Origin of the sequence: Rhodococcus maanshanensis NBRC 100610, assembly GCF_001894865.1 — a bacterium.
GTDB classification, from domain to species: Bacteria; Actinomycetota; Actinomycetes; order Mycobacteriales; family Mycobacteriaceae; genus Rhodococcus_G; species Rhodococcus_G maanshanensis.
On the sequence record NZ_BCXA01000024.1, the window covers coordinates 80,869 to 106,655 of the forward strand.

General features: G+C 70.7%; 21 protein-coding genes. 12 read left to right on the forward strand and 9 right to left on the reverse strand.

The window, feature by feature from the left end; translation table 11 throughout:
- The first annotated feature begins 61 nt into the window (after positions 1-61).
- Entirely contained in the window at positions 62-733 is a 672-nt protein-coding gene (locus RM1_RS12945; RefSeq protein WP_072751729.1) for a TetR/AcrR family transcriptional regulator, read from the forward strand.
- 13 nt (positions 734-746) lie between these two features.
- Here the strand turns inward: RM1_RS12945 and RM1_RS12950 are convergent, their stop codons facing one another.
- Together RM1_RS12950 and RM1_RS12955 are read right to left on the reverse strand one after the other, a co-directional pair.
- Complete coding sequence (locus RM1_RS12950; protein ID WP_072751730.1) at positions 747-2,477, reverse strand: FAD-dependent oxidoreductase; 1,731 nt, start codon at positions 2,475-2,477, stop codon at positions 747-749.
- Positions 2,478-2,507: 30 nt separating this feature from the next.
- On the reverse strand, positions 2,508-3,494 hold the full coding sequence (locus tag RM1_RS12955; protein ID WP_072751731.1) for an AurF N-oxygenase family protein: 987 nt from the start codon (positions 3,492-3,494) through the stop codon (positions 2,508-2,510).
- Positions 3,495-3,738: 244 nt separating this feature from the next.
- On the opposite strand from RM1_RS12955, the gene RM1_RS12960 reads away from it, so the two are divergent.
- Positions 3,739-4,548 (forward strand): FAD:protein FMN transferase, encoded by an 810-nt coding sequence (locus RM1_RS12960; protein WP_072751764.1) that lies wholly within the window; start codon positions 3,739-3,741, stop codon positions 4,546-4,548.
- A gap of 15 nt (positions 4,549-4,563) precedes the next feature.
- Here the strand turns inward: RM1_RS12960 and pgi are convergent, their stop codons facing one another.
- Positions 4,564-6,213: a glucose-6-phosphate isomerase gene (gene pgi, locus RM1_RS12965; protein WP_072751732.1), complete on the reverse strand. Its 1,650-nt coding sequence runs from the start codon at positions 6,211-6,213 to the stop codon at positions 4,564-4,566.
- A 184-nt stretch (positions 6,214-6,397) separates the two neighbouring features.
- Between pgi and RM1_RS12970 the strand changes: the two genes are divergently transcribed.
- Complete coding sequence (locus RM1_RS12970) at positions 6,398-7,849, forward strand: NAD-dependent succinate-semialdehyde dehydrogenase (protein WP_072751733.1); 1,452 nt, start codon at positions 6,398-6,400, stop codon at positions 7,847-7,849.
- Positions 7,850-7,864: 15 nt separating this feature from the next.
- Here the strand turns inward: RM1_RS12970 and RM1_RS12975 are convergent, their stop codons facing one another.
- Positions 7,865-8,155, reverse strand: a complete 291-nt coding sequence (locus RM1_RS12975) for a chorismate mutase (protein ID WP_072751734.1) — start codon at positions 8,153-8,155, stop codon at positions 7,865-7,867.
- Between the two features lie 126 nt (positions 8,156-8,281).
- On the opposite strand from RM1_RS12975, the gene pcrA reads away from it, so the two are divergent.
- On the forward strand, positions 8,282-10,753 hold the full coding sequence (pcrA, locus tag RM1_RS12980; protein WP_072751735.1) for a DNA helicase PcrA: 2,472 nt from the start codon (positions 8,282-8,284) through the stop codon (positions 10,751-10,753).
- Positions 10,754-10,776: 23 nt separating this feature from the next.
- Here the strand turns inward: pcrA and RM1_RS12985 are convergent, their stop codons facing one another.
- The gene (locus tag RM1_RS12985) at positions 10,777-11,175 is read right to left on the reverse strand and encodes a hypothetical protein (protein WP_072751736.1); all 399 of its coding nucleotides are present in this window, start codon (positions 11,173-11,175) and stop codon (positions 10,777-10,779) included.
- A gap of 100 nt (positions 11,176-11,275) precedes the next feature.
- Positions 11,276-12,349, reverse strand: coding sequence for a M23 family metallopeptidase (locus RM1_RS12990; protein WP_072751737.1), 1,074 nt, complete (start codon positions 12,347-12,349; stop codon positions 11,276-11,278).
- A gap of 231 nt (positions 12,350-12,580) precedes the next feature.
- Here RM1_RS12990 and RM1_RS12995 point away from each other — a divergent pair, with 231 nt between their 5' ends.
- From RM1_RS12995 to purH, 7 genes are all read left to right on the forward strand, one after another.
- Entirely contained in the window at positions 12,581-14,467 is a 1,887-nt protein-coding gene (locus RM1_RS12995) for a hypothetical protein (protein ID WP_092667801.1), read from the forward strand.
- Between the two features lie 145 nt (positions 14,468-14,612).
- Complete coding sequence (gene sucC, locus RM1_RS13000) at positions 14,613-15,782, forward strand: ADP-forming succinate--CoA ligase subunit beta (protein WP_027500848.1); 1,170 nt, start codon at positions 14,613-14,615, stop codon at positions 15,780-15,782.
- A 13-nt stretch (positions 15,783-15,795) separates the two neighbouring features.
- Positions 15,796-16,710, forward strand: coding sequence for a succinate--CoA ligase subunit alpha (sucD, locus tag RM1_RS13005; protein ID WP_027500847.1), 915 nt, complete (start codon positions 15,796-15,798; stop codon positions 16,708-16,710).
- Between the two features lie 199 nt (positions 16,711-16,909).
- Positions 16,910-17,833 (forward strand): DUF5336 domain-containing protein, encoded by a 924-nt coding sequence (locus RM1_RS13010; protein WP_072751738.1) that lies wholly within the window; start codon positions 16,910-16,912, stop codon positions 17,831-17,833.
- Between the two features lie 107 nt (positions 17,834-17,940).
- Positions 17,941-19,455 (forward strand): cell division protein PerM, encoded by a 1,515-nt coding sequence (locus tag RM1_RS13015; protein ID WP_245816285.1) that lies wholly within the window; start codon positions 17,941-17,943, stop codon positions 19,453-19,455.
- 56 nt (positions 19,456-19,511) lie between these two features.
- Positions 19,512-20,153: a phosphoribosylglycinamide formyltransferase gene (purN, locus tag RM1_RS13020; protein WP_072751739.1), complete on the forward strand. Its 642-nt coding sequence runs from the start codon at positions 19,512-19,514 to the stop codon at positions 20,151-20,153.
- The gene (purH, locus tag RM1_RS13025) at positions 20,150-21,703 is read left to right on the forward strand and encodes a bifunctional phosphoribosylaminoimidazolecarboxamide formyltransferase/IMP cyclohydrolase (protein WP_072751740.1); all 1,554 of its coding nucleotides are present in this window, start codon (positions 20,150-20,152) and stop codon (positions 21,701-21,703) included. The genes purN and purH overlap by 4 nt, the downstream gene beginning before the upstream one ends.
- A 132-nt stretch (positions 21,704-21,835) precedes the next feature.
- Here the strand turns inward: purH and RM1_RS13030 are convergent, their stop codons facing one another.
- The 3 genes from RM1_RS13030 to RM1_RS13040 all read right to left on the reverse strand — a co-directional run bounded on the left by RM1_RS13030 (position 21,836) and on the right by RM1_RS13040 (position 24,421).
- Positions 21,836-22,027: a hypothetical protein gene (locus RM1_RS13030; protein WP_027500842.1), complete on the reverse strand. Its 192-nt coding sequence runs from the start codon at positions 22,025-22,027 to the stop codon at positions 21,836-21,838.
- A 376-nt stretch (positions 22,028-22,403) separates the two neighbouring features.
- Positions 22,404-23,273 (reverse strand): type IV toxin-antitoxin system AbiEi family antitoxin, encoded by an 870-nt coding sequence (locus tag RM1_RS13035; RefSeq protein WP_072751741.1) that lies wholly within the window; start codon positions 23,271-23,273, stop codon positions 22,404-22,406.
- A gap of 182 nt (positions 23,274-23,455) precedes the next feature.
- Complete coding sequence (locus tag RM1_RS13040) at positions 23,456-24,421, reverse strand: alpha/beta hydrolase family protein (RefSeq protein ID WP_072751742.1); 966 nt, start codon at positions 24,419-24,421, stop codon at positions 23,456-23,458.
- A gap of 109 nt (positions 24,422-24,530) precedes the next feature.
- Between RM1_RS13040 and RM1_RS13045 the strand changes: the two genes are divergently transcribed.
- Positions 24,531-25,748, forward strand: a complete 1,218-nt coding sequence (locus RM1_RS13045; RefSeq protein ID WP_083576698.1) for a PucR family transcriptional regulator — start codon at positions 24,531-24,533, stop codon at positions 25,746-25,748.
- Positions 25,749-25,787: the final 39 nt, after the last annotated feature.

Genomic DNA, 25,787 nt, shown 5'->3' on the forward strand with positions numbered 1-25,787 from the left:
GTGGACTCACTCCCTCTGGCTGTACCCCGTACAGCTGGCTGTACGGGGTACAGTCAACGTCATGTCGGAGGTCGAGTCAACAGGCAAACGGGAGCGCCCGGCCAGGCGCGCGTTCACCAGGGATCAGGTGGTGGACACTGCGCTGGCGATCCTGGACGAGGGCGGCGGCGATGCGCTGTCGATCCGATCGGTCGCCGGACGGCTCGGGGTGAACCCGAACGCCGTCTACACCTACGTCGCGAGCCGGGCGGACCTCGAGCGCGAGGTCGCCGAGCGGGTGCTCGGCCAGGCGGACGCGAGCCTGCTCGCGGGACCGACCGCGGACTGGCGGGATCGGATCGTGGACTTCGCGACGGCGCTCCGCCTGCGGCTGCTCGAGCACCCGGCGGTGGCGCGGCTGCTGATGACCGCGCCGATGAACGGCCCGGCCGCCCTCGAGGTGGGGGAGCGGCTGCTCGAGGCCCTCGCCGACGGCGGCCTCGACCCCGACGCCGCGGCCCGCATCACCTACCTGGTGATCGTGCACGTGGTCGGGTCGGTGGCGCTCGAGGTGGCCGAGACGGACGGACGGCCGCCGCTCGCGGCGGAGGCGGACCGGGTCGCGCAGCGCCGCAGCGGTTTCGACGCGGTCGATGCCCTGCGGTGGCCGCGCACGGCGGCCGCCGCAGGGGTGATGGCGGACTGGATCTCCGCCGAGCAGTTCGAGTGGGGGTTACGCCGCCTGCTGGGGTGATCCGGCGTCGCGGCTAGCGGCGCCGACGGAGCCGCCCGAGCACGGTCGTCTCGGTTCCCCGGCCCGCCGGCCCGGCGATGAGCGCGAGCTCGGCCTGGTCGGTGATCTTCTCGCGGATGCGGCCGCGCGCGGCGCCGCGGCTGCGTTCGGCTTCGTCGATCAGCTTCCATCCGGCCCGGTCGATCACGGCCGACTGCCGCTCCCGCACCAGTCGGTTGAGCGCCTTCGCGCCCGACCGGGGCTCGCGCAGTCGACCGGCATTGAAGTCGTCGACGAGCTTGGTCACGGTCTCCTGCGCGCAGGACTTGTTCGTGCCGATGAACCCGCTCGGCCCGCGCTTGATCCAGCCGGTGGCGTACGCGCCCGCGAGCACGGACCCGCCCGGTCCGTCGAGCACCCGCCCGTCGGCATTGGGGATCACCCCGGCCGAATGGTCGAACGGCACCCCCGCGATCGGCACCCCTCGGTACCCGATCGAGGTGAGGACGAGGCCGGCCTCGAGTCGTTCCGTCTCACCGGTCGACTCGACCCGCACGCCGCCGTCCTCCCCGACGGTCAGCGCGTTGCGGTCGAACTCGACGCCGGTGACCCGGTCGTCGCCGCTGATCGCGGTCGGGGACAACAGGTAACGCAGCGAGATCCGCCGCCGCCCGTGACCAGGCTCGCCATCGAGGCGGGCGGACCGGAGCAGCGAAAGCTTCTGCGCCACCGAGTGCGAGAGCTCGCCGTCTCGGGCGAGGAGTTCGGTCGTGGGGTCGGGGACCATCTCGTCCGGGTGGACCACCACGTCGATATCGGGCGCGTCGAGGAGACCGGCGAACTCGGGAACCGTGAAGGCGGACTGGGCGATTCCGCGCCGCGCGACGATCACGACCTCCTCGATCCGGCTGCCGCGCAGCGCCTCGAGGGCGGCGGGCGCGATGTCGGTGGCGGCGAGACGGTCGGGGTCCGCGGTCAGGATCCGGGCGACGTCGAGTGCGACATTGCCGTTTCCGATGATGACGGCCCGCCGGTGGGACAGGTCGAAGCGATCGTCGGCGTGGTCGGGATGGCCGTTGTACCAGGCCACCAGGTTCGTCGCGGAGGTCGAGCCGGGGAGGTCCTCGCCGGGGATCCCGAGGCCGCGGTCGGTCGAGGCGCCGACCGCGTAGATCACCGCGTGGTGATGCGCGAGCAGTTCGTCGTGGGTCAGGTGTTCGCCGACCTCCACGTTCAGGAAGTACTCGAATCCCGGCTGGGCGGCGATCTTGTCGTACAACCGGGAGACCTGCTTGGTCTTCTGGTGATCGGGCGCGACGCCCGCACGGACCAGGCCGTGCGGCACCGGAAGCCGGTCGAAGACGTTGACCTGCACCCCGGGCTGGGTGAGCAGCTCGTCGGCGGCGTACATCGCGGCCGGGCCCGCCCCGACGATCGCCACCCGCAGCGGACCCCGATCACGGTGGATCTCGGGTGCGGGCATGACGGGCGCCAGCACCGGACGGGGGCGCGGCTCCTTGTAGAAGTCCGCGTTGATAGTCAGGAAGGGCTGCTGCGACTCCGAGAGCTTCGAGTGCGGGACGATCGCGTCCACCGGGCACGCGGAGATGCAGGCGCCACAGTCGACGCACGAGGCCGGGTCGATGTGCAGCATCTCCGCGGTCAGGAAGTCGGGCTCGTCCGGCGTCGGGTGGATGCAGTTGACGGGGCAGGCGTACACGCAGGACGCGTCGCTGCAGCAGGATTGGGTGACGACATGGGGCATTGCGAAACGACTTCCGATCCGGGGGTCTGGTCAGGCGGCGCTGCGGACCGGCTCGCTGCGGTAGCGCGAGCTCTTGCCGTCGATCTTCAGGCCCTTCCAGACCAGGCGCGAGGCGGGGTTCATCAGTCCGCTGTCGGTGGCGAGCATCCGCACGTCCGCGAAGTAGTCGCGCAGGGTCTGGCGCGCCTCGGGGGTGCTCCAGAACAGGTCCTTCTTGACCTGCTTCGGGATGTCGAACTCGCGCCAGAACTGCTTCGGCGGGATGACGATGACGTCGCACAGGATGCGCATGATGAGCGGCATCGCCAGCGAGGCGAAGAACCGTCCCACCTTCGACATCTTCGGGACGCGCCGACGCAGGAACTGGTGCGCGAACGAGATGTGCCTGGCCTCCTCGGCGACGTGAATCGCCATGACACCCTTCATGATCGGGTGGATGACACCGTCCTCACGCAGGACGGCCTTCTGGATGTGGTCGATCGGTTCCTCGCCTGCGAGGACGCCCATGAAGAAGATCACCGGCAGCGTCGAGCCTGCCAGTGGGAGGAACGGCGAGACGAAGCGCATCAGCGGCCCCATTCCCGGGGTGTCCTTGCCGATCCGGTTGACCATCTCCTGGAACATCAGGGTGTGGTTGCACTCCTCGATGGTCTCGTGGGTGCAGTACCGGGCCTCGGGCGAGCCGTTCTCCAGCGAGAAGACGTACTGCATCATCCCGCGGATCAGGATGTTCTCGAACTGCAGGCCGACCTTGGCGACATTGGCCTGCCGCCACATGCCGATCTCGATCTGCTTGTCCAGGGGCAGCGCCTGGTACCACGGGTGGCTGCCGAGCGGGTCGCTCTCCTTCTGGAGGACCCAGCGGGGGTCGTTCGGGATCACCGCGAACTCGGGGGAATCCCAGTCGATGTCCTCGAAGGGATCGAAGTGCTTGTGCACCGACGCTTCCGACAGCATCGTCAGGGACTCGTCGTACCTGGCCTGATCGGCTCGATCGGTCGCTGTCGTCAGTGTCATGGCTACTCCCGCTGTCGCTGTCGTTGCTGAGGCGATCGCGCACGGCATCGTCTCTTCGGTGCGGCGTACCGGCCGCGGTGTCTCGATGTTCAGGTAACTGTAACCGTGAGTCGCATGCAAATCCAGGCCTTTGGCCGATTCGATGGCGACATCGGGGAAATTCGCTCAGTCGCTGCTCAGAAACCTGGCGCATACTGGTTTCAGCAGATTCGCCGCATCGGCGGCCCATCCATGGAGCATGATCATGGTTCCGAGCATGCAGTGGCACACCTGGGGCAGCGAGGTGGAGATCCAGGTGACGGAGGGGGCCGCACTCGACGCTGCGGCCGACATCGCCGCAGCCACGCTCACCGATGTCCGCGCCGCCTGCGACCTCACCCGCGGCGATGCCGAGATCCATGCCGTCAACCTCTCCCAGGGCATGCCGGTCAAGATCAGCCGACGCCTCACCGCGCTGATCCGGGCCGCGTTGTGGGCGGCCCGGATGACAGGGGGTGCCGTCGACCCCCTCTCTCATGACACGGCGGACCCGCGCCGGGTGCCTCCCATCCATCCCGAGAGCACGTTCGAGGACGTGCGGCTGGACTGCGACACGGTCTTCGCCCCGTTCGGGGTCTACCTCGACATCACCGGCACCGCGAAGGCAGGCATCGCGGATCGGGTGGCCCACACCGCCGCGGGGGCACTCGAATGCGGTGTCCTGATGCGGATCGGTGACACCATCTCGACCGCCGGGCACTGCCCGATCGGGGGATGGCAGGTGGAGATCGGGGCAGGCGCGCCGATCGAGGTGCTCACAGGGAAGGCGCTGTCCTCAGCACGTCCCGCTGTGCGGGCGGAGTGGGATGCCGACGGCGGACTGGACGGGGTCACGGTGATCACCGAGGACAGCCTGTGGGCCTATGCGGCGGCGGCCGCGGCGGTGAGCCGGGGAGTGGCCGCGCTGCGCTGGCTCGACGAGAACGAACTCGCCGCCCGAGTCGCGTACCGACGGGGCGCGGTGCGCACCACCGACGCGTGGGCGCACCTGCTGCCCCACGGGCATGTGGCGTAGGCGCGCCGGGAGACCTCAGACCGCGCGACCCCGCCTGCTGCGATACCACCGCACCAGGGTGTCGGTTGACGAATCGGCTTGTTCCGCAGGGGCTTCGGGGTTGGTGAGGATCGGGCCGAGCTCGAGTGCCTGGGTCTTGCCCAGTTCGACGCCCCACTGGTCGAAGGAATCGATGCCGAACACGACGCCCTCGACGAAGACCTGGTGCTCGTACAACGCGATCAGCTGGCCGAGCGCCGAGGGGGTGATCCGGGGTGCGAGGATGGTCGTCGACGGCCGGTTGCCCGGCATCACCTTGTGCGGCACCAGTTCCGGTGCGGTGCCCTCCCCCGCGATTTCCTCCGCGGTCTTTCCGAACGCCAGGACCTTGGTCTGGGCGAACAGGTTGCTCATCAGGATGTCGTGCATGCTGCCGGTGCCGTCGAGCGTCGGCAGGTCATCGGTCGGCTCGGCGAACCCGATAAAGTCGGCGGGGGAGAGCCGGGTGCCCTGGTGCAGCAACTGGTAGAAGGCGTGCTGGCCGTTGGTGCCCGGCTCGCCCCAGAAGATCTCGCCGGTCGGCGTGGTCACCGGTGACCCGTCGGCGCGCACCGACTTGCCGTTCGACTCCATGGTGAGCTGCTGCAGGTAGGCCGCGAACCGGCCGAGGTCGTTGGAATAGGGCAGTACCGCACGCGAATCCGAGTCGAAAAAGCTCGAGTACCAGAGGCCGATGAGGCCGAGCAGTACCGGCGCGTTGTCCTCGAGGGGGGCGGTCGCGAAGTGCCGGTCGATGGTGTGGAAGCCCTCGAGGAACTCGCCGAACCCCTCCTTGCCGATCACGCACATCAGCGACAGGCCGATGGCCGAGTCCACGGAGTACCGTCCGCCGACCCAGTCCCAGAAGCCGAACATGTTGTCGGTGTCGATACCGAAATCGGACACCCGCTCGGCGTGGGTCGACACGGCGACGAAGTGTTTGGCGACGGCGTCCTCGCCGAGGGTAGCGGTGAGCCAGCGCCTGGCCGCCGTTGCGTTGGTGAGGGTCTCGAGGGTGGAGAAGGTCTTCGAGGCGACGATGAACAGCGTGGTCGCCGGGTCGAGACCGGCCAGCTTGCTCACCAGGTCGGAGGGGTCGATGTTGGAGACGAACCGGGCCGCGATGCCCGCGTCCGCGTAGTGCCGCAGCGCCCGGTACGCCATCACCGGACCCAGATCGGAACCGCCGATGCCGATGTTGACCACGGTGGTGATGCGCTCGCCGGTCGCTCCGCGCCACTCGCCCGAGCGCAGTCGATCGGTGAAGTGCCCCATCCGTTCGAGCACCTCGTGCACATCGGCGACCACGTCCTGGCCGTCGACCACCAGGGTCGCGTCGGCGGGCAGTCGCAGCGCCGTGTGCAGGACGGCGCGGTCCTCGGAGGTGTTGATGTGATCGCCCCGGAACATCGCGTCCCGTCGCTCCTCGACCCCGGCCGCGCGGGCCAGCTCGATCAGCAGCCGCAGGGTCTCGCGCTCGACCCGGTGCTTGCTGTAATCGATGTAGAGATCGCCTGCCGTCACCGTGAGCTCGCTGCCGCGCTTGGGATCCTCGGCGAAGATCTCGCGCAGGTGCCGCGTCCCGACCTGGTCGTGGTGCGCGCGAAGCTCCTGCCAGGCGGCGGTGGCGGTGATGTCGAGACTCATACGTCGAGACTAGTGGGGGAGAACCGGCGGCGCTCAGCGCTTCCCGGTGCGGGCGCTCCTTGATCGATCGTGTCCGGCGGTTCGCCGAGAGTGCACCTACTGGCGGGACCACTCGCGCGACGCGACGGAACGTGCACACTCGACGGGGCCTTCCATTACGCGCGTGGGCGGGCAGTATGGAGCCATGGACGAGCGAACTCTGATCGAGTCGGTTCCCACGAAGCTCTGGATCGGCGGAAAACAGGTGGACGCGGCGAGCGGCGCGACGTTCACGGTGGTCAACCCCGCGACCGGCGAGCCGCTCGCCGAGGTCGCGGACGCAGGCCCAGCCGACGGCCTGCTTGCGCTCGACGCGGCGGCGGCCGCCCAGCGCGAGTGGGCGGCCACCCCGGCGCGCAAGCGCGGCGAGATCCTGCGGGCGGTGTTCGAGGCGATCACCGCCCGCGCCGACGACTTCGCCCTGCTGATGACGCTGGAGATGGGCAAGGTGCTGGCCGAGAGCAGGGGCGAGGTGGCCTACGGCGCCGAGTTCTTCCGCTGGTTCAGCGAGGAGGCGGTGCGGATCGCAGGCCGCTACACCCACGCGCCAGCGGGCACCGGCCGGATCCTGGTCGGCAAGGCCCCGGTCGGGCCGTGCCTGGCGATCACCCCGTGGAACTTCCCGCTGGCGATGGGGACCCGCAAGATCGGGCCCGCCCTCGCCGCCGGCTGCACGATGATCGTCAAGCCCGCCGCCGAGACGCCGCTGACCATGCTGTTGCTCGGCCAGCTCATCGCCGACGCCGGGCTGCCCGACGGCGTCCTGTCGGTCCTACCGACCTCGAACGCGGCCGCGCTGACCGGACCGCTGATCGACGATCCGCGGCTGCGCAAGCTCACCTTCACCGGGTCCACCGGAGTCGGGCGCAAGCTGATCGAGCAGTCCGCGAAGGGGCTGCTGCGCACCTCGATGGAGCTCGGCGGGAACGCGCCGTTCGTGGTGTTCGACGACGCCGACCTGGACGCCGCGGTGGACGGGGCGATGCTGGCCAAGCTGCGCAACGGCGGCGAGGCCTGCACCGCGGCGAACCGATTCCACGTGCAGAACTCGGTCCGCGAGGAGTTCGCCGCCAGGCTGACCGACCGGATGCGGTCGATGACCCTCGGACCGGGCACCGACCCGGATTCGAAGCTCGGGCCGCTGATCAACCCCGCTCAGCTCGAGACCGTCAGCGAGCTGGTGCGCGACGCGGTCGCGGTGGGGGCGCAGGTGCGACTCGGCGGCCAGGCGCCGGGCGGGCCGGGCTACTTCTACCCGGCGACGGTGCTGGCGGACGTGCCCGTCGAGGCCCGCATCCTGCGCGAGGAGGTGTTCGGTCCGGTCGCCGCGATCGCCGGGTTCGACACCGAGGAGGAGGGCATCGCCGCCGCCAACGACACCGAGTACGGACTGGCCGCCTACATCTACACGCAGAGCCTGGATCGGGCGCTGCGGGTGGCCGAGGCGCTCGAGACCGGGATGGTCGGCGTGAACAGGGGCGTGATCTCCGACGCCGCCGCGCCGTTCGGGGGCGTCAAGTCCTCCGGGTTCGGGCGCGAGGGCGGCAGCGAGGGCATCGAGGAGTACCTGGAGACCAAGTACATCGCCCTGCAGTAGTGGTTGGCTGCGGTCCTACTGGCCGAGCCGGCCGCGGCCGAGGCGCAGCAGCAGCATCGCCAGCGTGTGGCCCTCCTGGCCGAGGTCGCTGAAGCGCTCGAGAACCTTCATCTCGCGGCTGTGCACGAGGCGCGGGCCGCCGGAGGCCATCCGGGTGCGGCCGATGATCTGGGAGACCTCGCTGCGGCGCTTGATCGCGGCGAGGATCTCGGCGTCCAGTCGGTCGATCTCCAGTCGGAGCTCCTCGATCTCGGCCTCGCTGGTGGGGAGGTCGGGGTCGGTGGCATCCGGAACTGAGCCGCCCATGTGTGTTTCTCCTCGTGTCAGATCAGGAATCACAGTTTGCCACGGGCGCGAGGGGCTGACCATCGCCGGGGCGGAGGGCCGGTCCGGGGGCGCCGCTGTCGGTGCGCGGCGGTAGCGTTGACAGCGATGAACACATTCTCAGCAGCAGGTCACGCACGCTTTGTGACGACTCAGTCGCGCACCCCTTCGGCGGCCCTCCTCGAGGGGCTCAACCCGCAGCAGCGCGAGGCAGTGGTGCATGCCGGTTCGCCGCTGCTGATCGTGGCGGGCGCTGGCTCGGGGAAGACGGCCGTGCTGACCCGTCGGATCGCGTATCTGCTCGCCGAGCGGGACGTCGCGCCAGGGCAGGTCCTGGCGATCACGTTCACCAACAAGGCCGCCGCGGAGATGCGCGAGCGCGTGGCGCACCTCGTCGGGCCCCGGGCCAACAACATGTGGGTCTCGACGTTCCACTCGAGCTGTGTGCGGATCCTGCGGATGCAGGCCGCGCTGCTGCCGGGACTGAACTCGAACTTCACGATCTACGACGCCGACGATTCGCGACGGCTGCTGACGATGATCTCGAAGGACCTGGAGATCGACGCGAAGCGGTACTCCGCGCGACTGCTCGCCACGCACATCTCGAACCTGAAGAACGAGCTGATCGACCCGGAGCGGGCCGCGGCCGACGCGGACAAGGACCCGAACGAGCTGGTCCGGCTGGTCGCGAAGGTGTACGGCCACTACCAGGCCCGGCTGCGCGCGGCCAACGCGATGGACTTCGACGACCTGATCGGCGAGACCGTCGCGCTGCTGCAGAACTTCCCGCAGGTGGCCGAGTACTACCGGCGCCGGTTCCGGCACGTGCTGGTCGACGAGTACCAGGACACCAACCACGCGCAGTACGTGCTGGTGCGTGAGCTGGTCGGTGGGATCGCGGACAGCCCGTCCCTCGTCCCGCCCGCCGAGCTGTGCGTGGTCGGCGACGCGGACCAGTCGATCTATGCGTTCCGCGGCGCCACCATCCGCAACATCGAGGAGTTCGAGCGCGACTACCCGGACGCCCGCACCATCCTGCTCGAGCAGAACTACCGATCCACCCAGAACATCCTGTCGGCCGCGAACGCGGTGATCTCCCGCAACACCGGCAGGCGCGAGAAGCGGCTGTGGACCGACTCCGGCGAGGGGGAGTTGATCACCGGCTACGTCGCCGACAACGAGCACGACGAGGCCTATTTCGTCGCCTCCGAGATCGACAAGCTGGTGGACGGCGGCGACGCGAAGTTCGGCGACGTCGCGGTGTTCTACCGCACCAACAACTCCTCCCGGGCGCTGGAGGAGATCTTCATCCGGCTCGGCCTGCCGTACAAGGTGGTCGGCGGCGTCCGGTTCTACGAGCGCAAGGAGGTTCGCGACGTGGTCGCGTACCTGCGGGTGCTGCAGAACCCCGACGACACCGTCAGCCTGCGCCGGATCCTCAACACCCCGCGCCGCGGCATCGGCGACCGGGCCGAGGCCTGCGTGGCCGTGCACTCGGAGCAGCGCGGGGTCGGCTTCGCGCAGGCGCTGCGGGACGCGGCCGACGGCGTGGTGCCGCTGCTGAACACCCGCTCGCAGAAGGCCATCGTCGCGTTCCTCGAGATGATGGACGGCATCCGCGAGACGATGCAGCCAGACGACACCGGGCTGATCGACATCGGCGAGGTGGTCGAGGCCGTGCTCGACCGGACCGGCTACCGGGCCGAGCTCGAGGCGAGCAGTGATCCGCAGGACGGCGCGCGACTGGACAACCTCAACGAGTTGGTCAGCGTGGCGCAGGAATTCAGCTCCGATGCGCGCAACGCCGCTGGCGTGGAGACGGAGATCGACGAGAGCCTCGAGGGCGCGCTCGCGGCGGCGTCCGAGGACGCTCTCGACCCCACCGAGGGCGAACCGGACCCGGGGTCGCTCGCCGCGTTCCTCGAGCGGGTGTCGCTGGTGGCCGATTCCGACCAGCTGCCCGACAACGGCGACGGTGTGGTGACCCTGATGACCCTGCACACCGCGAAGGGCCTCGAGTTCCCCGTGGTGTTCGTGACCGGCTGGGAGGACGGCCAGTTCCCGCACATGCGCGCGCTCGGTGACCCGGCCGAGCTGTCCGAGGAACGCAGGCTGGCCTACGTCGGCATCACCAGGGCCCGGCACCGCCTGTATCTCACCCGTGCGGTCATGCGCTCGGCGTGGGGGCAGCCGATCACGAACCCGGAATCACGATTCCTGCAGGAGATCCCGTCGGACCTGCTGCACTGGCGGCGGGAGGACCCGGGTACCGGCGCCGGTGGTGCGATCGGTGGCGGGCGCCCCCGCGGCGGCCAGGGCTACGGCGGTGGTGGCGGCTACGGCGGCGGCCAGGGCTACGGCGGATCGGGCAACGCCACACCGAGCTTCGGTGCCGCCCGAGCGCGTAACAACCACCTGGTGCTCGCCGTCGGCGATCGCGTCAGCCACGACAAGTACGGTCTCGGAACGGTATTGGAGACCAAGGGCAGCGGTCCGACGGCGACGGTCACCGTCGACTTCGGCTCGGCCGGCAAGGTGCGGCTGATGCTCATCGGCGGAGTTCCTATGGTCAAGCTCTAGCCCGATGGTCAAGCTCTAGGCTGCTACGAGGAACTCCCGAGCGGCGACGGGACGGCGTCGAACTCCAGCGTGGTCGTGGCCGGATCGCCGCCGGGCGCGTCGAAGGTGAAGACCGCGACGTATCGTCCCGGCTCGTTGACCCGGGTGGCCACGGTCGCCCCGCCCAGCGTCAGCGGGACGGTGAGGGTCCGGTCGTCGCCGTCCGGTTCGGTGATGTGGACCAGGACCGGGGTGGTCGCGTCCGCCCCCGCCGGGACAGGGCTGACTGCCATGGCGAGCGTCACCAGGTTGTCCGAGTACACGGTCCCGATCGGTGGCATCGCGGTGATCTGGTAGGTGGCGGCCGATGCGGCTGGTGCCAATGCGAGTGAGACTGCGCCTGCGAGTGCGGCGGCGACGACTGACCCTCGGGAGTAGTTCACGCGAACCCCTTGCTACGTAGACGTCAACGGAGTCTGGCGCACCGAAGGCTAATGCAGACAGTGCCGTTCCGCCGGACGAAATGCCGGGGTGGGTTCGTTCCTAGTCGCGCTCGACGCCCAGACTGATGCCGCGGGTCGCGAGCCAGGGGAGCGGATCGATCTTGTTCTCGCCGCCCAGGTGCACCTCGAAGTGCAGGTGCGGGCCGGTGGAGAAGCCGCGGTTGCCCATCCGGGCGATCTGATCGCCCGCCATGACCTTCTGGCCGACCGAGACGTTGGACGAGTCGATGTGGCCGTAGACGGTGACGGTGCCGTCGGCGTGCCGCAGCCGCACCCACATGCCGAAGCCCTGCGCGGGCCCGGAGTCGATGACCTCGCCGTCGGCGACCGCATAGATCGGGGTGCCGATGGCGTTCGCGATGTCGACGCCCGCGTGCAGCGTGCCCCACCGGGCGCCGTAGCCGGAGGTGTAGGAGCCGACGGCGGGCAGTACGAAGAGCGGGCGACGGGCGGCGGCCTCGCGGGCGGCACGCTCCTCGCTGAACCGCTGGCCCTTGGCGAGCAGGTTCGAGAACTGGCTGAGGTCCGTCGGTGCCGCGATGTTGAGGACCTGCGGAGCCTGCGAGCCCGACTTCGCGGCGGTGTCGGCGGCGAACTGGGCGGCCTGCGGCTCGGCGGTCGCGGCGGTGCTCGAGGAGCTCTCGTCCGCGGCCAGGTTGAGCTCGGCGGTATCGGTGCTGCTTGGGCCGTTCAGGCTGGCCTGCCCCGCGGCGACGACGGCGCCTGCGGCGACCGCGATGACTGCGGCGCGGCCCTTGAGGGCGGTGGGGGGAGTGGGGATCCGGTGCGCTCCACCGCGGCGAGCGGGAGCTGCGAGGTCCGAATCGAAAGGGGGGTCGAGCTGGTCTAGCGAGGTGGAGCGGTAGGTCGTCGAGCGCGGTGTTCCCAGATTCGCGGACCCGATGTAACGATCCGGCACGCGATGCGAATAAGTCTGCGTGGTCTCGTTGTCGCCGAAGTAGTCGAAGCTGGATCTACTGGGTTCTACCTGGGCCTGGTAGCGAGTCTCTACCGCGTGACCTGCGGGAATCGAGTAGACCGTGGTTGCGGCCTCGTTCGCCTGCTCCTGCGGGGCGTACTGGCTGGGCTGGAAGGGTGCGCGATGCCTGGACAACTTGCCGCCTTCCTGTTCGTGATCTGTCTGTGACTTTGACCCCAGCGACGGTAACGAAACGGTTGCGAGCGCCGCAACTCCTAGCGCCATCTGTTTGGGATATGTGAGATGCATCACAGAGTGATCACGGTCGGGCCTGGGAATACGCCGGAACGCGGGTGTAACGGGGCGAGCCGGATTCTTGTGAAGTTCGGTCGAGATCGACGCCGATGACCCGTTAGCGTCGTCCGCGTGGCGCCCTCACCCGATCTCAGAACCAGTTCTCGTGCCAAGCCCGAACGCATCGACGCCAAGGACGGGTTCGACTCGTCCGAACCCTCGCGCAGTCCGGGTCCGGTCGCGATCGCGGCGGTCGCGCTCGCCCTGCTCGGTGTCGCCGCGACAGCGGTCGCCCCCGCGCTCGGCGTCGTCAGCCAGGAGACCGGGCCCGCCGTCGCCGCGGCCACCGTCACGGCCGTCGTCTGTGCGGCGCTGGCACCCGCATTGGCCGTGCTGGCCCTGGTGGGCCGCAGGCCCGCGGTCGCGGGGACGGTGCTGGCGGGTGCGGGCGGAGTGTCGCTCGGGCTGGTGGTGCTCGACCTCCAGCTCCTCGACGACGCGATCAACGCGAACCGACTCGAACTGTTCCGTCCGCTCACCGCCGCGTCGCTCGATGCGGGGCCCGGTTCCTACACGATCCTCGCGGGCCACGTCCTCGCGGTGCTGGCCGGACTGCTCGGACTCGTCGCGGCGGCAAGGGCGTCGCACGCCGACGGCTACGGCCACTCCGACTACCCGGATCACGACGGGGCGGGCGTCGGCAGCCGGATCGGCGCCGGGCTCTCGATTCTCGCGGTGGCGGCCGCGGTGGTCCTCGCCGCGGCCCTCTTCGCGCCGCCGCTGAGGTCGACGGACCCGGTGCTGCTCGTGCCCGCCGTCGTCGAGTCCGCGGCCCCGATGGCGTTGGGCGCCGGACTGATCGGCGTGGCGGTGCTGATCGTGGTCGCCGCCGCGCTGGCCGCGATCTCACCGCTGGGCGCGGCAGGTGCCATCGTCGGGGCGGCGGTGGCGGCGCTCGGGGTGGTCGGCGTGCGACTGGTCGCCGGCCTGCTGGCGGGTGACGGCGTCTCGGTCGGTCCCGGCTCGGTGGTGGCGCTCGCCGCGTGCGCGGTGCTGATCGCGGTCGGCTGCGTGATCCCGGCAGCGGCCGCGGCCAGGGCGCGTCGTGGGCTGGCGCAACTCCTGGCGCAGTCCGCCGCCGCGGCCACGGCGCCCGCGGCCGCAGGCGGCTCCAAGTCCGCCGCCCGCGCGAGGGCGGCCGCGGCGGAACGGGCGAGGGTCGGACGCTGGCACGTGGCCACCGCCGTGGTCGGGATCGGGGCCGGGCTGCTCGGCGCGGTCGGGGCGCTCCTGCCCGTGCTGTCGGTCCCGGACGGGATGCCCGAGCCGCGGATCCTGGCGACGAGGGTGGTGCTGCTGGCAGGGGTGGTGCTCGTGATCGCCTGCGTCTGGTTGCTGCTCTCGGAGTTCGCGACCCTGGTGCGCCCCGCGGTCGGGGTGCTGTGGGCGGCCCAGGTGATGGCGGTCGCCGCGGCGCTGCAGGCGGTGGTGGTCGCGGGCGACCTGCCGGGTGTCGGACCCGGCCCCGGGGCGGCGCTGCTCGCCGTGTCCGCCGTCGCGGCGGCCGCGACCGGACTCCTCGCGCTCTGTGCCGGGTCGGCGGAGCGCGACGGCATCGACACGTCGGTCGACGTGCCCGTCCGGCTGCCGGTGCTGATCGTCGGTTCGGTCGCGGCGCTCGCGTCGGTGGCCGCCCTCGGCCTGCCGCTGTATCGCGGTCTCGACTTCGGCCCCGACTCGTTCGCGCACTGGCCGTGGGGCTGGGATCTGTGGGGCCGCGCGCTCCTCGCGGTCGTCATCGTGGCGGCCGTGGTGGTCGCCGCGCGGTCGAGGGCGGCGCGGGGCGCGTCGCTGATGATCGGCGCGATGACCGGAATGTCCGTATACCTGATGGGGTGGCCGCTGACACGCGCCCGGGTGGCGGAGCCGGCGATGGGCGCGGGGGCGGTCTGCGGGTTCGTCGCGGTGGCGTTGCTCGCGGTGACCGCTTTCATGGTGGTTCGTCGAAATCGCCGGTGAGCTGACGCTCACGCCCCCTTGCGCCGTGAGATATGCCACATAGCATCAATGCGGTCGATAGACGATTGATTCAACTAGATAAGGTCCCGAACGGACCCGCTCCTACCCCTCGAGCGGGCGTCAACGCAGACGAGACGGTGAGCAGATGGATCTCTTCGAATACCAGGCGAAGGAACTCTTCGCCAAGCACGGCGTGCCCACGTCGGCGGGCCGTGTTACCGACACTGTCGCCGGCGCACGCGAGATTGCCGAGGAAATCGGCAAGCCCGTGATGATCAAGGCACAGGTCAAGGTCGGAGGCCGCGGCAAGGCCGGCGGCGTGAAGTACTCCGCCGACGTCGACGCGGCCGTCGCGAACGCCGAGTCCATCCTCGGGCTCGACATCAAGGGCCATGTCGTCAAGAAGCTGCTGGTCGCAGAGGCGAGCGACATCGCCGAGGAGTACTACATCTCCTTCCTGCTGGACCGCACGAACCGCACCTACCTGGCCATGTGCTCGGTCGAGGGTGGCGTCGAGATCGAGGTCACCGCCGAGGAGAACCCCGACGCCCTCGCGAAGATCCCGGTGGACGCCGTCAAGGGTGTCGACCTCGCGTTCGCGCGCAGCATCGCCGAGGCGGGCAAGCTCCCCGCCGAGGTGCTCGACGCCGCGGCAGTGACCATCCAGAAGCTCTGGGAGGTCTTCATCAAGGAGGACGCGCTCCTCGTCGAGGTCAACCCCCTCGTGCGCACCCCCGATGATCAGATCCTGGCCCTCGACGGCAAGGTCACCCTGGACGAGAACGCCGGCTTCCGTCAGCCCGGCCACGAGGCCTTCGAGGACCGGGACGCCACCGATCCCCTCGAGCTCAAGGCCAAGGAGAACGACCTCAACTACGTCAAGCTCGACGGCTCCGTCGGCATCATCGGCAACGGCGCGGGTCTGGTCATGTCCACCCTCGACGTCGTCGCGTACGCGGGCGAGAAGCACGGCAACGTCAAGCCGGCCAACTTCCTCGACATCGGTGGCGGCGCCTCGGCGGCCGTCATGGCTGCCGGCCTCGACGTCATCCTGAACGACGCCCAGGTCAAGAGCGTTTTCGTCAACGTCTTCGGCGGCATCACCGCCTGTGACGCGGTCGCCAACGGCATCGTCGGCGCCCTGCAGACCCTTGGCGACGAGGCCAACAAGCCGCTCGTCGTGCGCCTGGACGGCAACAACGTCGAAGAGGGCCGCCGCATCCTCGCCGAGGCCAACCACCCGCTGGTGACCGTCGTCGCCACCATGGACGAGGCCGCCGACAAGGCCGCCGAGCTCGCCTTCGCAGCGAAGTAAAGGGACTAGAACAATGGCAATCTTCCTGACCAAGGACTCCAAGGTCATCGTCCAGGGCATCACCGGCGGCGAGGGCACCAAGCACACCGCCCTCATGCTCAAGGCAGGCACCCAGGTCGTCGGCGGCGTCAACGCCCGCAAGGCCGGCACCACCGTCTCGCACACCGCCGCCGACGGTTCCGCCGTCGAGCTGCCGGTCTTCGCGACCGTCGCCGAGGCCATGGAGAAGACCGGCGCGGACGTCTCCATCGCGTTCGTTCCCCCGGCCTTCTCCAAGGACGCCATCGTCGAGGCCATCGATGCGGAGATCCCGCTCCTCGTGGTCATCACCGAGGGCATCCCGGTGCAGGACTCCGCGTTCGCGTGGGCCTACAACGTCGAGAAGGGCAACAAGACCCGGATCATCGGCCCCAACTGCCCCGGCATCATCACCCCGGGCGAGGCACTGGTCGGCATCACCCCGGCCAACATCTCCGGCAAGGGCCCGGTCGGCCTGGTCTCCAAGTCCGGCACCCTGACCTACCAGATGATGTTCGAGCTCCGTGAGTACGGCTTCTCGACCGCCATCGGCATCGGCGGCGACCCGGTCATCGGCACCACCCACATCGACGCCATCGAGGCGTTCGAGAAGGACCCCGAGACCAAGATCATCGTGATGATCGGCGAGATCGGCGGCGACGCCGAGGAGCGCGCGGCCGACTACATCAAGGCCAACGTCACCAAGCCGGTCGTCGGCTACGTGGCGGGCTTCACCGCCCCTGAGGGCAAGACCATGGGCCACGCCGGCGCCATCGTCTCCGGCTCCTCGGGCACCGCGCAGGCCAAGAAGGACGCCCTCGAGGCGGCAGGCGTCAAGGTCGGCAAGACGCCGTCCGAGACCGCCGCTCTCGCGCGCGAGATCCTGCAGAGCCTGGTCGTCGAGGCCTGAGTGAGCTGAGCGGCTGAGCGCCGCTCCTGACTCACCGAACGAGGGGCACCTGCCCGCGCTCACCGCGCGGGAAGGTGCCCCTCGGCTTTTTCACCCGGAGGGGCGGGCGCTGCGGGCTCAGGGTTCACACAGAGAAATGCGCTAGCGTTCATTGAGGAATTGACCAGTCGCACAATGCAGACCCTCCCTAGGAGATGTCATGACTTTCACGCCTGCAGGGTCCGGTTACGGTCCAGGCGAGCCGCCGTCCGGGGGACTCGGGTCGAAGGGCCTGCCCTTCCTGCTCACCCTCGGCGTCCTCGGGCTCGCCGTCGTCAACTTCCTGCTCGGGTTCGCCCCGTTCGCGAAGGTGACCACCTTCGGTGACGAGACCCTGACGCAGAGCTCCTTCGAGGCCGGCTACCCGATTCTGGCGCTGGCCTTCCTGCTCTTCGGTGGGCTGCTCGCGGGTCTGTCGCTGCTGCCCGAGCAGCCGTACAAGGGCGCGGCAGCGGCCGCGTCGGTGGTGGGATTCCTCATCGCGTTGTTCTTCATGTTCAGCCTGTCCGAGGGCGTCTCGCTGGCCATCGGCGGCATCCTCGGCCTGATCCTGGCGTTCGTCCAGGCCGGGGTCGCGGTGGCGGTGCTGCTGTTCTCGCTGGGAATGCTCAAGGTGCCCGCCCCGAAGCCGGCCGGCTACGCGCCCCAGGGCTACCCGACGTACGGCCAGCCGCCGCAGGGGTACGGCCAGCAGCAGGCACCCGGCCAGCCCTACGGGCAGGTACCCCAGGGCTACGGCCAGCCGCCGCAGGCGCAGGGCCAGCCGCAGGCGCAGCCGGGATACGGACAGTCGCAGCCCGGTTATGGTCAGCCGCAGCCCGGTTACGGTCAGCCACAGCCCGGTGGCTACGGCCAGCCGCAGGGCTACGCACCGCCCACCAACCCCTACGCCCCGCCCGCGCCGCCTCAGCAGGGCTACGGCCAGGCGCCGCAGGGGTACGGCCAGCCGCAGCAGTCCGGCCCGCAGGACGCCGCGACCGGCCCCGCGCCGCAGTCACCCGAGACGCAGGCACCGGCCGCGGACGACGGAACCGCCGCCCCGACCCAGGCATTCGGATCGGCCCCGAAGCGGGACACGGACTAGCGACGCCCGCGCTCGACGCCCCCCGGTGAGCCGGGGGGCGTCGTCGTTTCGCGACCCGTCGGCGCGCCTGGCAGACCGCCCCGAACCCAGATGTCACCCTCGAGGAGATGAGTTCCTTGCGCAGCAGCGACACCCTCCGCCGTCCGAGCAGGCGGCGGACACCGGCGGCACCGAGGCCGACGCCGAACCCCGAGCAGGTCCGCACCCTGCTCGCGGTGGCGTTGCGGCCTGCCCTTGTCGCGCTGGCGCTGATCGCCGCCTGCATCCTCGTGACGCTGGTCGCGGCGAACAGCGATCTCACCGGCACCAGCGGCGCTGTCGCGGCGAGCTGGCTGGCCGTGCACCAGGTGCAGCTCACCATCGGCGGCGCCTCTCTCGGCGTGCTGCCGTTGGTCCCGACCATCCTGATGATCTGGTCGGTCGCGCGCGGCTGCGCGCATGCCGTCACCGAACAGACCCCGCGACACGAACAACTCTGGGTGCTCGGCGCCGCGCTCGCCGGTCCGTTGCTGGTCACCGCGCTGGCGTTGGCCGTGATCAAGGACGCGTCGTCGGTGATCGCGCTGGCCCCACCCAACGCGCTGGCCGCCTTCGCCTGGGTGCTCGGCGTGCACCTGATCGGTGCAGGCATCGGGATGGGCAGCAAGCTGTGGCGCCCGATCTGCGCCCGCCTCGGCGTCCCGGAGTGGGCGCGCGCGTCGGCCAGGCCGGCCCTGAGGGCCGGCCTGGCCCTGCTGGCGTCCGGCGCGGCGCTGACCGCGGTGGCGCTGATCTCGTCGTGGGCCGAGGTCGGCGAGCTGCTCGAGGCGGGTGACGGCTTCGGCGGTGCGCTCGGCCTCACGCTGCTCTCGATCCTGTACCTGCCGAATCTCGCGGTCGGGAGCGCGGCGATGCTGGTCGGGTCGACCGCGCACATCGGCGAGGCGTCGCTGAGCGTGTTCACCGTCGTCGGCGGGCCGCTGCCTGCGCTGCCCCTGCTCGGGGCGGTGCCAGCCGGGCCGAGCGGCGGCGGCTGGCCCGCCCTGCTGCTGATCCCCGCCGTCCTCGGCGTGCAGCTCGGACGGGACTGCGCGCACCGCGCGGGCGGCCCGTCGGTGGCGGTGCGCAAGGTGCTGGTCGCGGCCGCCGTGGCGGCCCTTGCGCTGGGCCTGCTCGGTTTCGCCGCGGGCGGCGAGCTCGGTTCGTTCGGCACGGTCGGGGTGGACCTCGCCACGTTCACCGGGCTGTCCTTCGCCTGGTTCGCGGTGTTCGGGTCGCTGACCGCGCTGGTCGTGGCCAGGCGCGGGGGTGGCGGTCAGGAGCGGGAGGCGTCGAAGCCCGTCGACCAGCCCGATCCGCCGCGGACCTACACGCTGGCCGCCCGAATGCTCGACCGCCCGGAGCCGCCGCCGGTGAAGGAGCTGCCGGGGGCCTCGTACATCGAGGGCGAGGTGGTGGTCGAGGGCGAAGTGGTCGATTCCGGCGGCGACCCGGCCGCGCAGTCGGGTGATCACGGGGTGGACGCCACCGAGGCGGTGGACGCCGAGATCGACGACGCGGTGGTGGACGCCGAGGTGGCGGACGTCACGTCCGATCCGGCCGAAGCGGACCTGCCCGAGGGCACCCGGACCAGCAGCGACTAGGATTCTTCCCGGCCGGGGCACCCTCCGGTCGCTGGCCCGCACACAGGAGTAGAGCGCTGACTGCCTCGCGTGAGTACTTCCGCCCCGGCTCGACCGAGCCGGTCCGAGTCGTGGTCCTCGCTTCCGGTACCGGGAGCCTGCTGCAGTCGCTGATCGCGGCCGCCGTCGACGACTACCCCGCCCGCATCGTCGCTGTGGGGGTGGACCGCGACTGCGCCGCCGCCGGGCACGCGGAGACCGCAGGCATCCCCGCCTTCCGGGTCGGACTGCGCGATCACGCCGACCGGGCCGCATGGGACCGGGCGCTGACCAAGGCGACGGACGCGTACCAGCCGGACCTCATCGTCTCCGCCGGGTTCATGAAGATCCTCGGTCCCGAGTTCCTCGACCGCTTCGGCGGCCGCATCATCAATACCCATCCCGCTCTGCTGCCCTCGTTTCCCGGCGCGCACGCGGTGCCCGATGCCCTGGCCTACGGCGTGAAGGTCACCGGTTCGACCGTGCACCTGGTCGACGCGGGGGTCGACACCGGACCGATCCTGGCCCAGGAGCCGGTGCCCGTGCTCGAGTCCGACGACGAGGCGAGCCTGCACGAGCGGATCAAGACGGTGGAACGGCGACTGCTGGCGGAGGTTCTCGCCGCCGTCGCCACCCGAGGTGTTATTTCCGATGGACGAAAGGCCGTGATCCCGAAGTGACCGAACGTAAGGCTGTGCGCCGCGCATTGGTGAGCGTCTACGACAAGACCGGCCTCGTGGAACTGGCCACCGGGCTGCACCAGGCCGGGGTCGAGCTGGTCTCCACCGGCTCCACGGCCTCGAAGATCGCCGACGCGGGCATCCCCGTCACCAAGGTCGAGGACCTGACCGGCTTCCCGGAGACCCTCGACGGTCGCGTGAAGACCCTGCACCCGCGGGTGCACGCGGGCATCCTCGCCGACACCCGCAAGGACGAGCACCTCGATCAGCTCGTCGAGCTGGGCGTAGAGGCGTTCCAGCTGGTGGTCGTGAACCTGTACCCGTTCACCGCCACCGTCGCGTCCGGCGCGACCCCTGACGAGTGCGTCGAGCAGATCGACATCGGCGGCCCGTCGATGGTGCGCGCCGCCGCCAAGAACCACCCGTCGGTCGCGGTCGTCGTCGACCCGGGCAAGTACGAGGACGTGCTCGCCGCCATCTCGGCCGGCGGATTCACCCTGGCCGAGCGCACCGCACTTGCCGCGCAGGCGTTCCAGCACACCGCGTCCTACGACGTCGCGGTGGCGAGCTGGATGACCTCCGTGATGGTCGAGTCCGACTCCCAGTTCCCCGAGTGGGCAGGCGCGAGCTGGAACCGCACCGCGGTGCTGCGTTATGGCGAGAACCCGCACCAGGCCGCGGCGCTGTACGAGGACCCGGCGGCTCCCGCGGGACTCGCGCAGGCGAAGCAGTTGCACGGCAAGGAGATGTCGTACAACAACTACACCGACGGTGACGCCGCCTGGCGCGCCGCCTTCGACCACGCCGAGCCCGCGGTCGCGATCATCAAGCACGCCAACCCCTGCGGCATCGCCGTCGGTGCCGACATCGCCGAGGCGCACCGCAAGGCGCACGCCTGCGATCCGGTCAGCGCGTTCGGCGGCGTCATCGCCGCGAACCGCGAGGTGACCGTCGAGATGGCCGAGCAGGTCGCCGAGATCTTCACCGAGGTCGTGATCGCGCCGTCCTACGCCCCCGGTGCCGTCGAGGTGCTGGCCCGCAAGAAGAACGTGCGGGTGCTCGAGGCCGCCGTCCCGAACGCGACCGGCGTGGAGCTGCGCCCGATCTCCGGCGGCGCGCTGCTGCAGGAGCGGGACGTGCTCGACGCCGAGGGCGACGACTCGGCCAACTGGACCCTGGTCACCGGTGACGCGGCCGACGCCGCGACCCTGAAGGATCTCGAATTCGCTTGGCGCGCATGCCGTGCCGTGAAGTCGAACGCGATCCTGCTCGCCAGCGACGGCGCCTCGGTCGGCGTCGGCATGGGCCAGGTCAACCGCGTCGACTCGGCGCACCTGGCCGTGCAGCGCGCGGGGGACCGGGTCACCGGTTCGGTTGGTGCATCCGACGCGTTCTTCCCTTTCCCCGACGGCTTCCAGGTGCTCGCGAACGCGGGCGTCAAGGCGGTCGTGCAGCCGGGTGGTTCGGTCCGTGACAACGAGGTGATCGAGGCCGCGCGCGAGGCGGGCGTCACGATGTACCTGACCGGGGCGCGCCACTTCGCGCACTGAGGTTCTTCTCGCGCCGACGTTCTGACGAAGGTGCACGCTCGCGGGTTCTCCCGCCGAGTGTGCACCTTTCGTCGTTTCCACCCGGGCGATGCCCCGGTATGTGCACGCTCGACGCCGCGGCCGCGGCGGTGGTCAGGCGGCCGAGCCGGAGATCACGATCCGGGCCGCTCCGCGGTCGAGCAGCTCACGGGCCAGGTCGGTCGCGGCCGCTCGCTGGGCGGCGTCGGTGTGGGAGAGGTCGAGGGTGACCGCGTGGCCGGTGAGGTCGGCGGGCAGGGACGTCAGCGGCGGTGCCGTGGACAGTTGGCTGATTCGAAGCTTCATGGGGAACTCCTCGTTCTGGACTTCTCGAGTCTGTCTGTGTTGTGTGTGCGGAAGGTTTCCGCTCGGGGGTGTTCGGGTAAAAGAAAAGGCACCCGGGCGAGTGCCCTGGGTGCCGAGAACGGATCCGCTACGTCAGGATCGTTCTCGGGATACGCGCTTGGCCGACATGTGGCAATGCCACGCGGGTACGGCGCTGAGGTGCGCGTAGTGCGTCATGGTGGCCGTCCCTTCGGTCTAGGCGTCGTTGGTTAGGCGAGAACGGTACAGCACACCGGGACCCCGCGCATCTCCAATATCCGCGCGGTGGTCGCCGAGTGTGCACCTACCGATGCATCGGCCGAGGTGGGGCGTCGGAAACTGCACACTCGGCGGACCGTCAGACCGGGGCGCCCGCCGCCCGCAGTGCGGCGCGGGCGCGGGCCGCGACGGTGTGCGGACGCAGTCGCAGCTGGGCGGAACCGACGCGCACCACCCGCCACCCGAGAGTCGTCAGCAGCTCGAGCCGCTCGAGGTCCCACGCGCGCTGGCTCTCGTCGGTCCAGTGCTGGTCGCCGTCGTACTCCACGAGCACCTTCCAGCGTTCCCACCCCATGTCCGATCGCGCGACGACGCGGCCGCGCGAGTCCCGGACGAGGATCTGTGTCGCCGGGCGCGGCAACCCGCCGTCGATCAGCAGCAGCCGGGTTCGCGTCTCCTGCGGCGACTCCGCGCCGCCGTCGACGAGTTCGAGGACCTGGCGGAGCTGGACGATTCCCCTTGCCCCGCGGTGGTTCTCGGCCAGCGCACCGATCTCCCCGGGCTTCGTGTCGGTGGCATGGCACAGCGCATCGAGCGCCTCGACGGCGCGGTCGAACGGCAACCGACGACCGAGGTCGTAGCCGGTGCGGGCCGGGGTCGATGCGATCCACCCACCCGCGACGCAGATCTCGTCAGGGGCCAACGCGTCGCCGTGGATCAGGACTCCCCGCGTGCCGCGCCTGCTGCCCGTTCGGAACAGCTCCGCGCGAGCGCCCGGATCGATCCACTTGGCGCCGTGCACGGCGGCGGCGGACATCCCGGCGAGGATCCCGTCCTCACCGGCCCAGAGTGCCGCGGCCCGGGCGCGGAGGATCGCGTCGAGACCGATTCCCTTGGCGATGTACACATCTCGGTGGATCTGGTGGTGGTCCAGGCGCAGCTGCCGGTCGGTCAGGGCGCCTGCCGTGACCGCGGCGCTCCCCAGGAACGGTTCGTCGAATTCCCCCATGCCTCGACACTGACCGACGGGTCGCCGCGGCGGTGGGGCCTTCGGTCACCTGTGGACACCCGATTCGGTTGTCCACAGATCGGTCGAGAGTGCAGCTGTCGGGGCATCGGTCGGGTAGGCGCGACGGCAGGTGCACACTCGACGACGGCCGCGGTGCCAGAGACGACCGCGGCTAGGGCGGACTAGAGCCCCGCGAGCCAGTTGCGGAAGCCGGCGCCGAACTCCGCGGAGTAGGGCAGGTCCTCGATGTAGTCGGCACCGGTCGAGTCCCGCTCGCCGATCTCCTTGAGCACGTGGTTGGCCGTGGTCATCCGGACCGACGTCAACGCCACCGCGGACAGCGCCGCGTCCAGCGCGTCCACGTCGGCGTCCGCGACCTGGGTGTCCCGGGCCGAGCAACTGGTCAGCACGGGCAGTCCGGCGGGCAGCGCGCCTGCCAGCACACGCGGGTCGAGCGCGTCCTCCTCGGCGAGCGCCTTGGCGTTGACGGGCACGAACCCGGCCATCCGCAGCGGCTCGGGCAGGTCGTCGGGGAGGGTGCCGTCGGCGCGCAACGACTCGACGGCCTCGGTCAGCGCGGTGCGCAGCTCATCGGCCAGCTCGAGCGGGAGCGCCCCGGCACCGAGGGCCCCGTCCACCTGCGCGTTGATCTGCCGGGTCAGCAGGTCGAGCAGCCGGACCGCGAGCGGCTCGAGCAGGCCGAGCCCGGCGAGGGCCGGGGCGTCGTCGGCGACGGCCAGCGCGAGCCCGACGAGCGCGCCCTCGCTGTGCCCGATCACCAGCAGCCGGTCCGCATCGACACCGGGTTGCGCCGCAAGGTAATCCAGCCCGTCCGCGGCCGCGTCGACGAAGGTGGAGAAGCCGAGCCCGGCGACGTCCTCGACCTCGTACGGCCCGAGCCCGGTCTCCCCGCTGCCGAGCTTGTCGTAGCGCAGGCTCGCGAAGCCGGCGTCCGCCAGCGTGTCGGCGAGGAAGCGGAGGGTGCCGATGGACCCGGGCATCAGGGCGCTGTCCCCGTTGCGGTCCGTCGGCCCGCTGCCTGCGAGGAGCAGGGCCGCTGGCACGGGGCCCGACACACCGTCGGGGACCCGAAGGTTGCCGTGCAGGGTGACGTCGCCGCTGGCAAAGGTGATCTCGGTGTCGGCCATGGCCCACTGTCTACCAGAGCGCGGGGCAGGGGAACGAGCCCGTCGGCGCCGCCCCGCGGGCTACCATCGCGCTCATCACGCACCGTGCCTGCGGCCGCGGGATGGTCTCGTGGAGAAGGGCGGCGGCTGGGTGCGCGACGGGGACAACGCCTCACACATCCTGACCGCGGTGGCGCGGCCGCTCTCGGGGCGGCTGCCCGCGATCGCCACCGGCCTGGCCGAGCAGATCCTCGCCGAGGACGGCGCCTACGCGGCGCTGGTCGCCCCCGTGGAGCTGCGGGACACGATCCTGCACAACCTGCGTCAGGCCATGACCTCGATGCTGGACCGCTCCGAGGATCGTCCGGTCGACCTCTCCGACGCCGCATGGACCGGCCGGACCCGCGCCGAGCAGGGCCTGCCGCTGTCCTCGCTGCAGGACGCGTACCGGCGCGGCTGCCGGCTGCTCTGGCAGGCCATGATCGAGACGGTGGCGGAGGAGTACCCGGCCTCGCTGCCCGACCTCTTGCCGTGCGTCGGCGACCTGTGGGACATCGTCGACCTCCTCGTCGGCGCGGTCGCCGATGCCTATCAGGAGGCGGAATCCGAGCGCCTGGCCCGGGACGGCGAGCGGCGGAACGCGGTGCTCGACGTCCTGCTGGGCGGGCCGGGAGCCGACTTCCCCGTCGGCGGGGGAGCCGGCCTCGTCGCGGAGGCGTCGGCCTTTCTCGGCCTGGCCGAGCGCGGCCGCTACGCGGTGGCCGTGGTGCGCTCGGTCGGGCGGGGCGCCGGTCTGCCCCGGGACAGGGGGTACGCGGCGACCGGGGGCCTCCACATCCTGTGGCGGATCCGCGCGGACCACGAGGTGGGGCTGATCTCGCTCGGGTCGGACGAGGTGGCCGAGCCCGCCCGGCTGCTGGAGGAGCAGGGTGTGTCCGCCGGGATCAGCCCGGTGGTGGGCTCGCTGGCCGAGCTGGCCAGGGCCCGTTGGCTCGCCGAGATCGCGCTGCAGACCTGCGCGCCGGGCACCGACGAGGTGGTGGTGCTCGACCGGCGACTGCCCGTTGCGCTGGTCGCCGCCCAGCCGGACCTCGCGGAGCGACTCCGCACGGTGGTGCTGGGCCCGGTGCTGCGGTTGCCGCCGGTCGAACGCGACCTGCTGCTCGACACCGTGACCGCCTGGCTGGACGCCGGCGGCTCGGCGGCGGGCGCGGCCTCGGCGTTGTTCTGCCACCGCAACACCGTCCTGAACCGGTTGCGGCGGATCGAGGATCTGACCGGCCGTTCGATCACCGACCCGCGCGCGATGATCGAGCTGGCCCTGGCCGTGGAGGCCGCCCGCCGATAGCCCGATCTGGGCGGCCGAGCCAGTGCGGGGGCCGCCCGA

Coding starts and splice junctions, on each gene's coding strand:
- RM1_RS12950 (WP_072751730.1), bottom strand. CDS start 2,477: ATGCCCCATGTCGTCACCCAATCCTGCTGCAGCGACGCGTCCTGCGTG.
- RM1_RS13040 (WP_072751742.1), bottom strand. CDS start 24,421: ATGGCCGACACCGAGATCACCTTTGCCAGCGGCGACGTCACCCTGCAC.
- pcrA (WP_072751735.1), top strand. CDS start 8,282: ATGAACACATTCTCAGCAGCAGGTCACGCACGCTTTGTGACGACTCAG.
- RM1_RS13035 (WP_072751741.1), bottom strand. CDS start 23,273: ATGGGGGAATTCGACGAACCGTTCCTGGGGAGCGCCGCGGTCACGGCA.
- sucD (WP_027500847.1), top strand. CDS start 15,796: ATGGCAATCTTCCTGACCAAGGACTCCAAGGTCATCGTCCAGGGCATC.
- RM1_RS12945 (WP_072751729.1), top strand. CDS start 62: ATGTCGGAGGTCGAGTCAACAGGCAAACGGGAGCGCCCGGCCAGGCGC.
- RM1_RS13015 (WP_245816285.1), top strand. CDS start 17,941: ATGAGTTCCTTGCGCAGCAGCGACACCCTCCGCCGTCCGAGCAGGCGG.
- RM1_RS13030 (WP_027500842.1), bottom strand. CDS start 22,027: ATGAAGCTTCGAATCAGCCAACTGTCCACGGCACCGCCGCTGACGTCC.
- sucC (WP_027500848.1), top strand. CDS start 14,613: ATGGATCTCTTCGAATACCAGGCGAAGGAACTCTTCGCCAAGCACGGC.
- pgi (WP_072751732.1), bottom strand. CDS start 6,213: ATGAGTCTCGACATCACCGCCACCGCCGCCTGGCAGGAGCTTCGCGCG.
- RM1_RS12955 (WP_072751731.1), bottom strand. CDS start 3,494: ATGACACTGACGACAGCGACCGATCGAGCCGATCAGGCCAGGTACGAC.
- RM1_RS13010 (WP_072751738.1), top strand. CDS start 16,910: ATGACTTTCACGCCTGCAGGGTCCGGTTACGGTCCAGGCGAGCCGCCG.
- RM1_RS12960 (WP_072751764.1), top strand. CDS start 3,739: ATGGTTCCGAGCATGCAGTGGCACACCTGGGGCAGCGAGGTGGAGATC.
- RM1_RS12970 (WP_072751733.1), top strand. CDS start 6,398: ATGGACGAGCGAACTCTGATCGAGTCGGTTCCCACGAAGCTCTGGATC.
- RM1_RS12975 (WP_072751734.1), bottom strand. CDS start 8,155: ATGGGCGGCTCAGTTCCGGATGCCACCGACCCCGACCTCCCCACCAGC.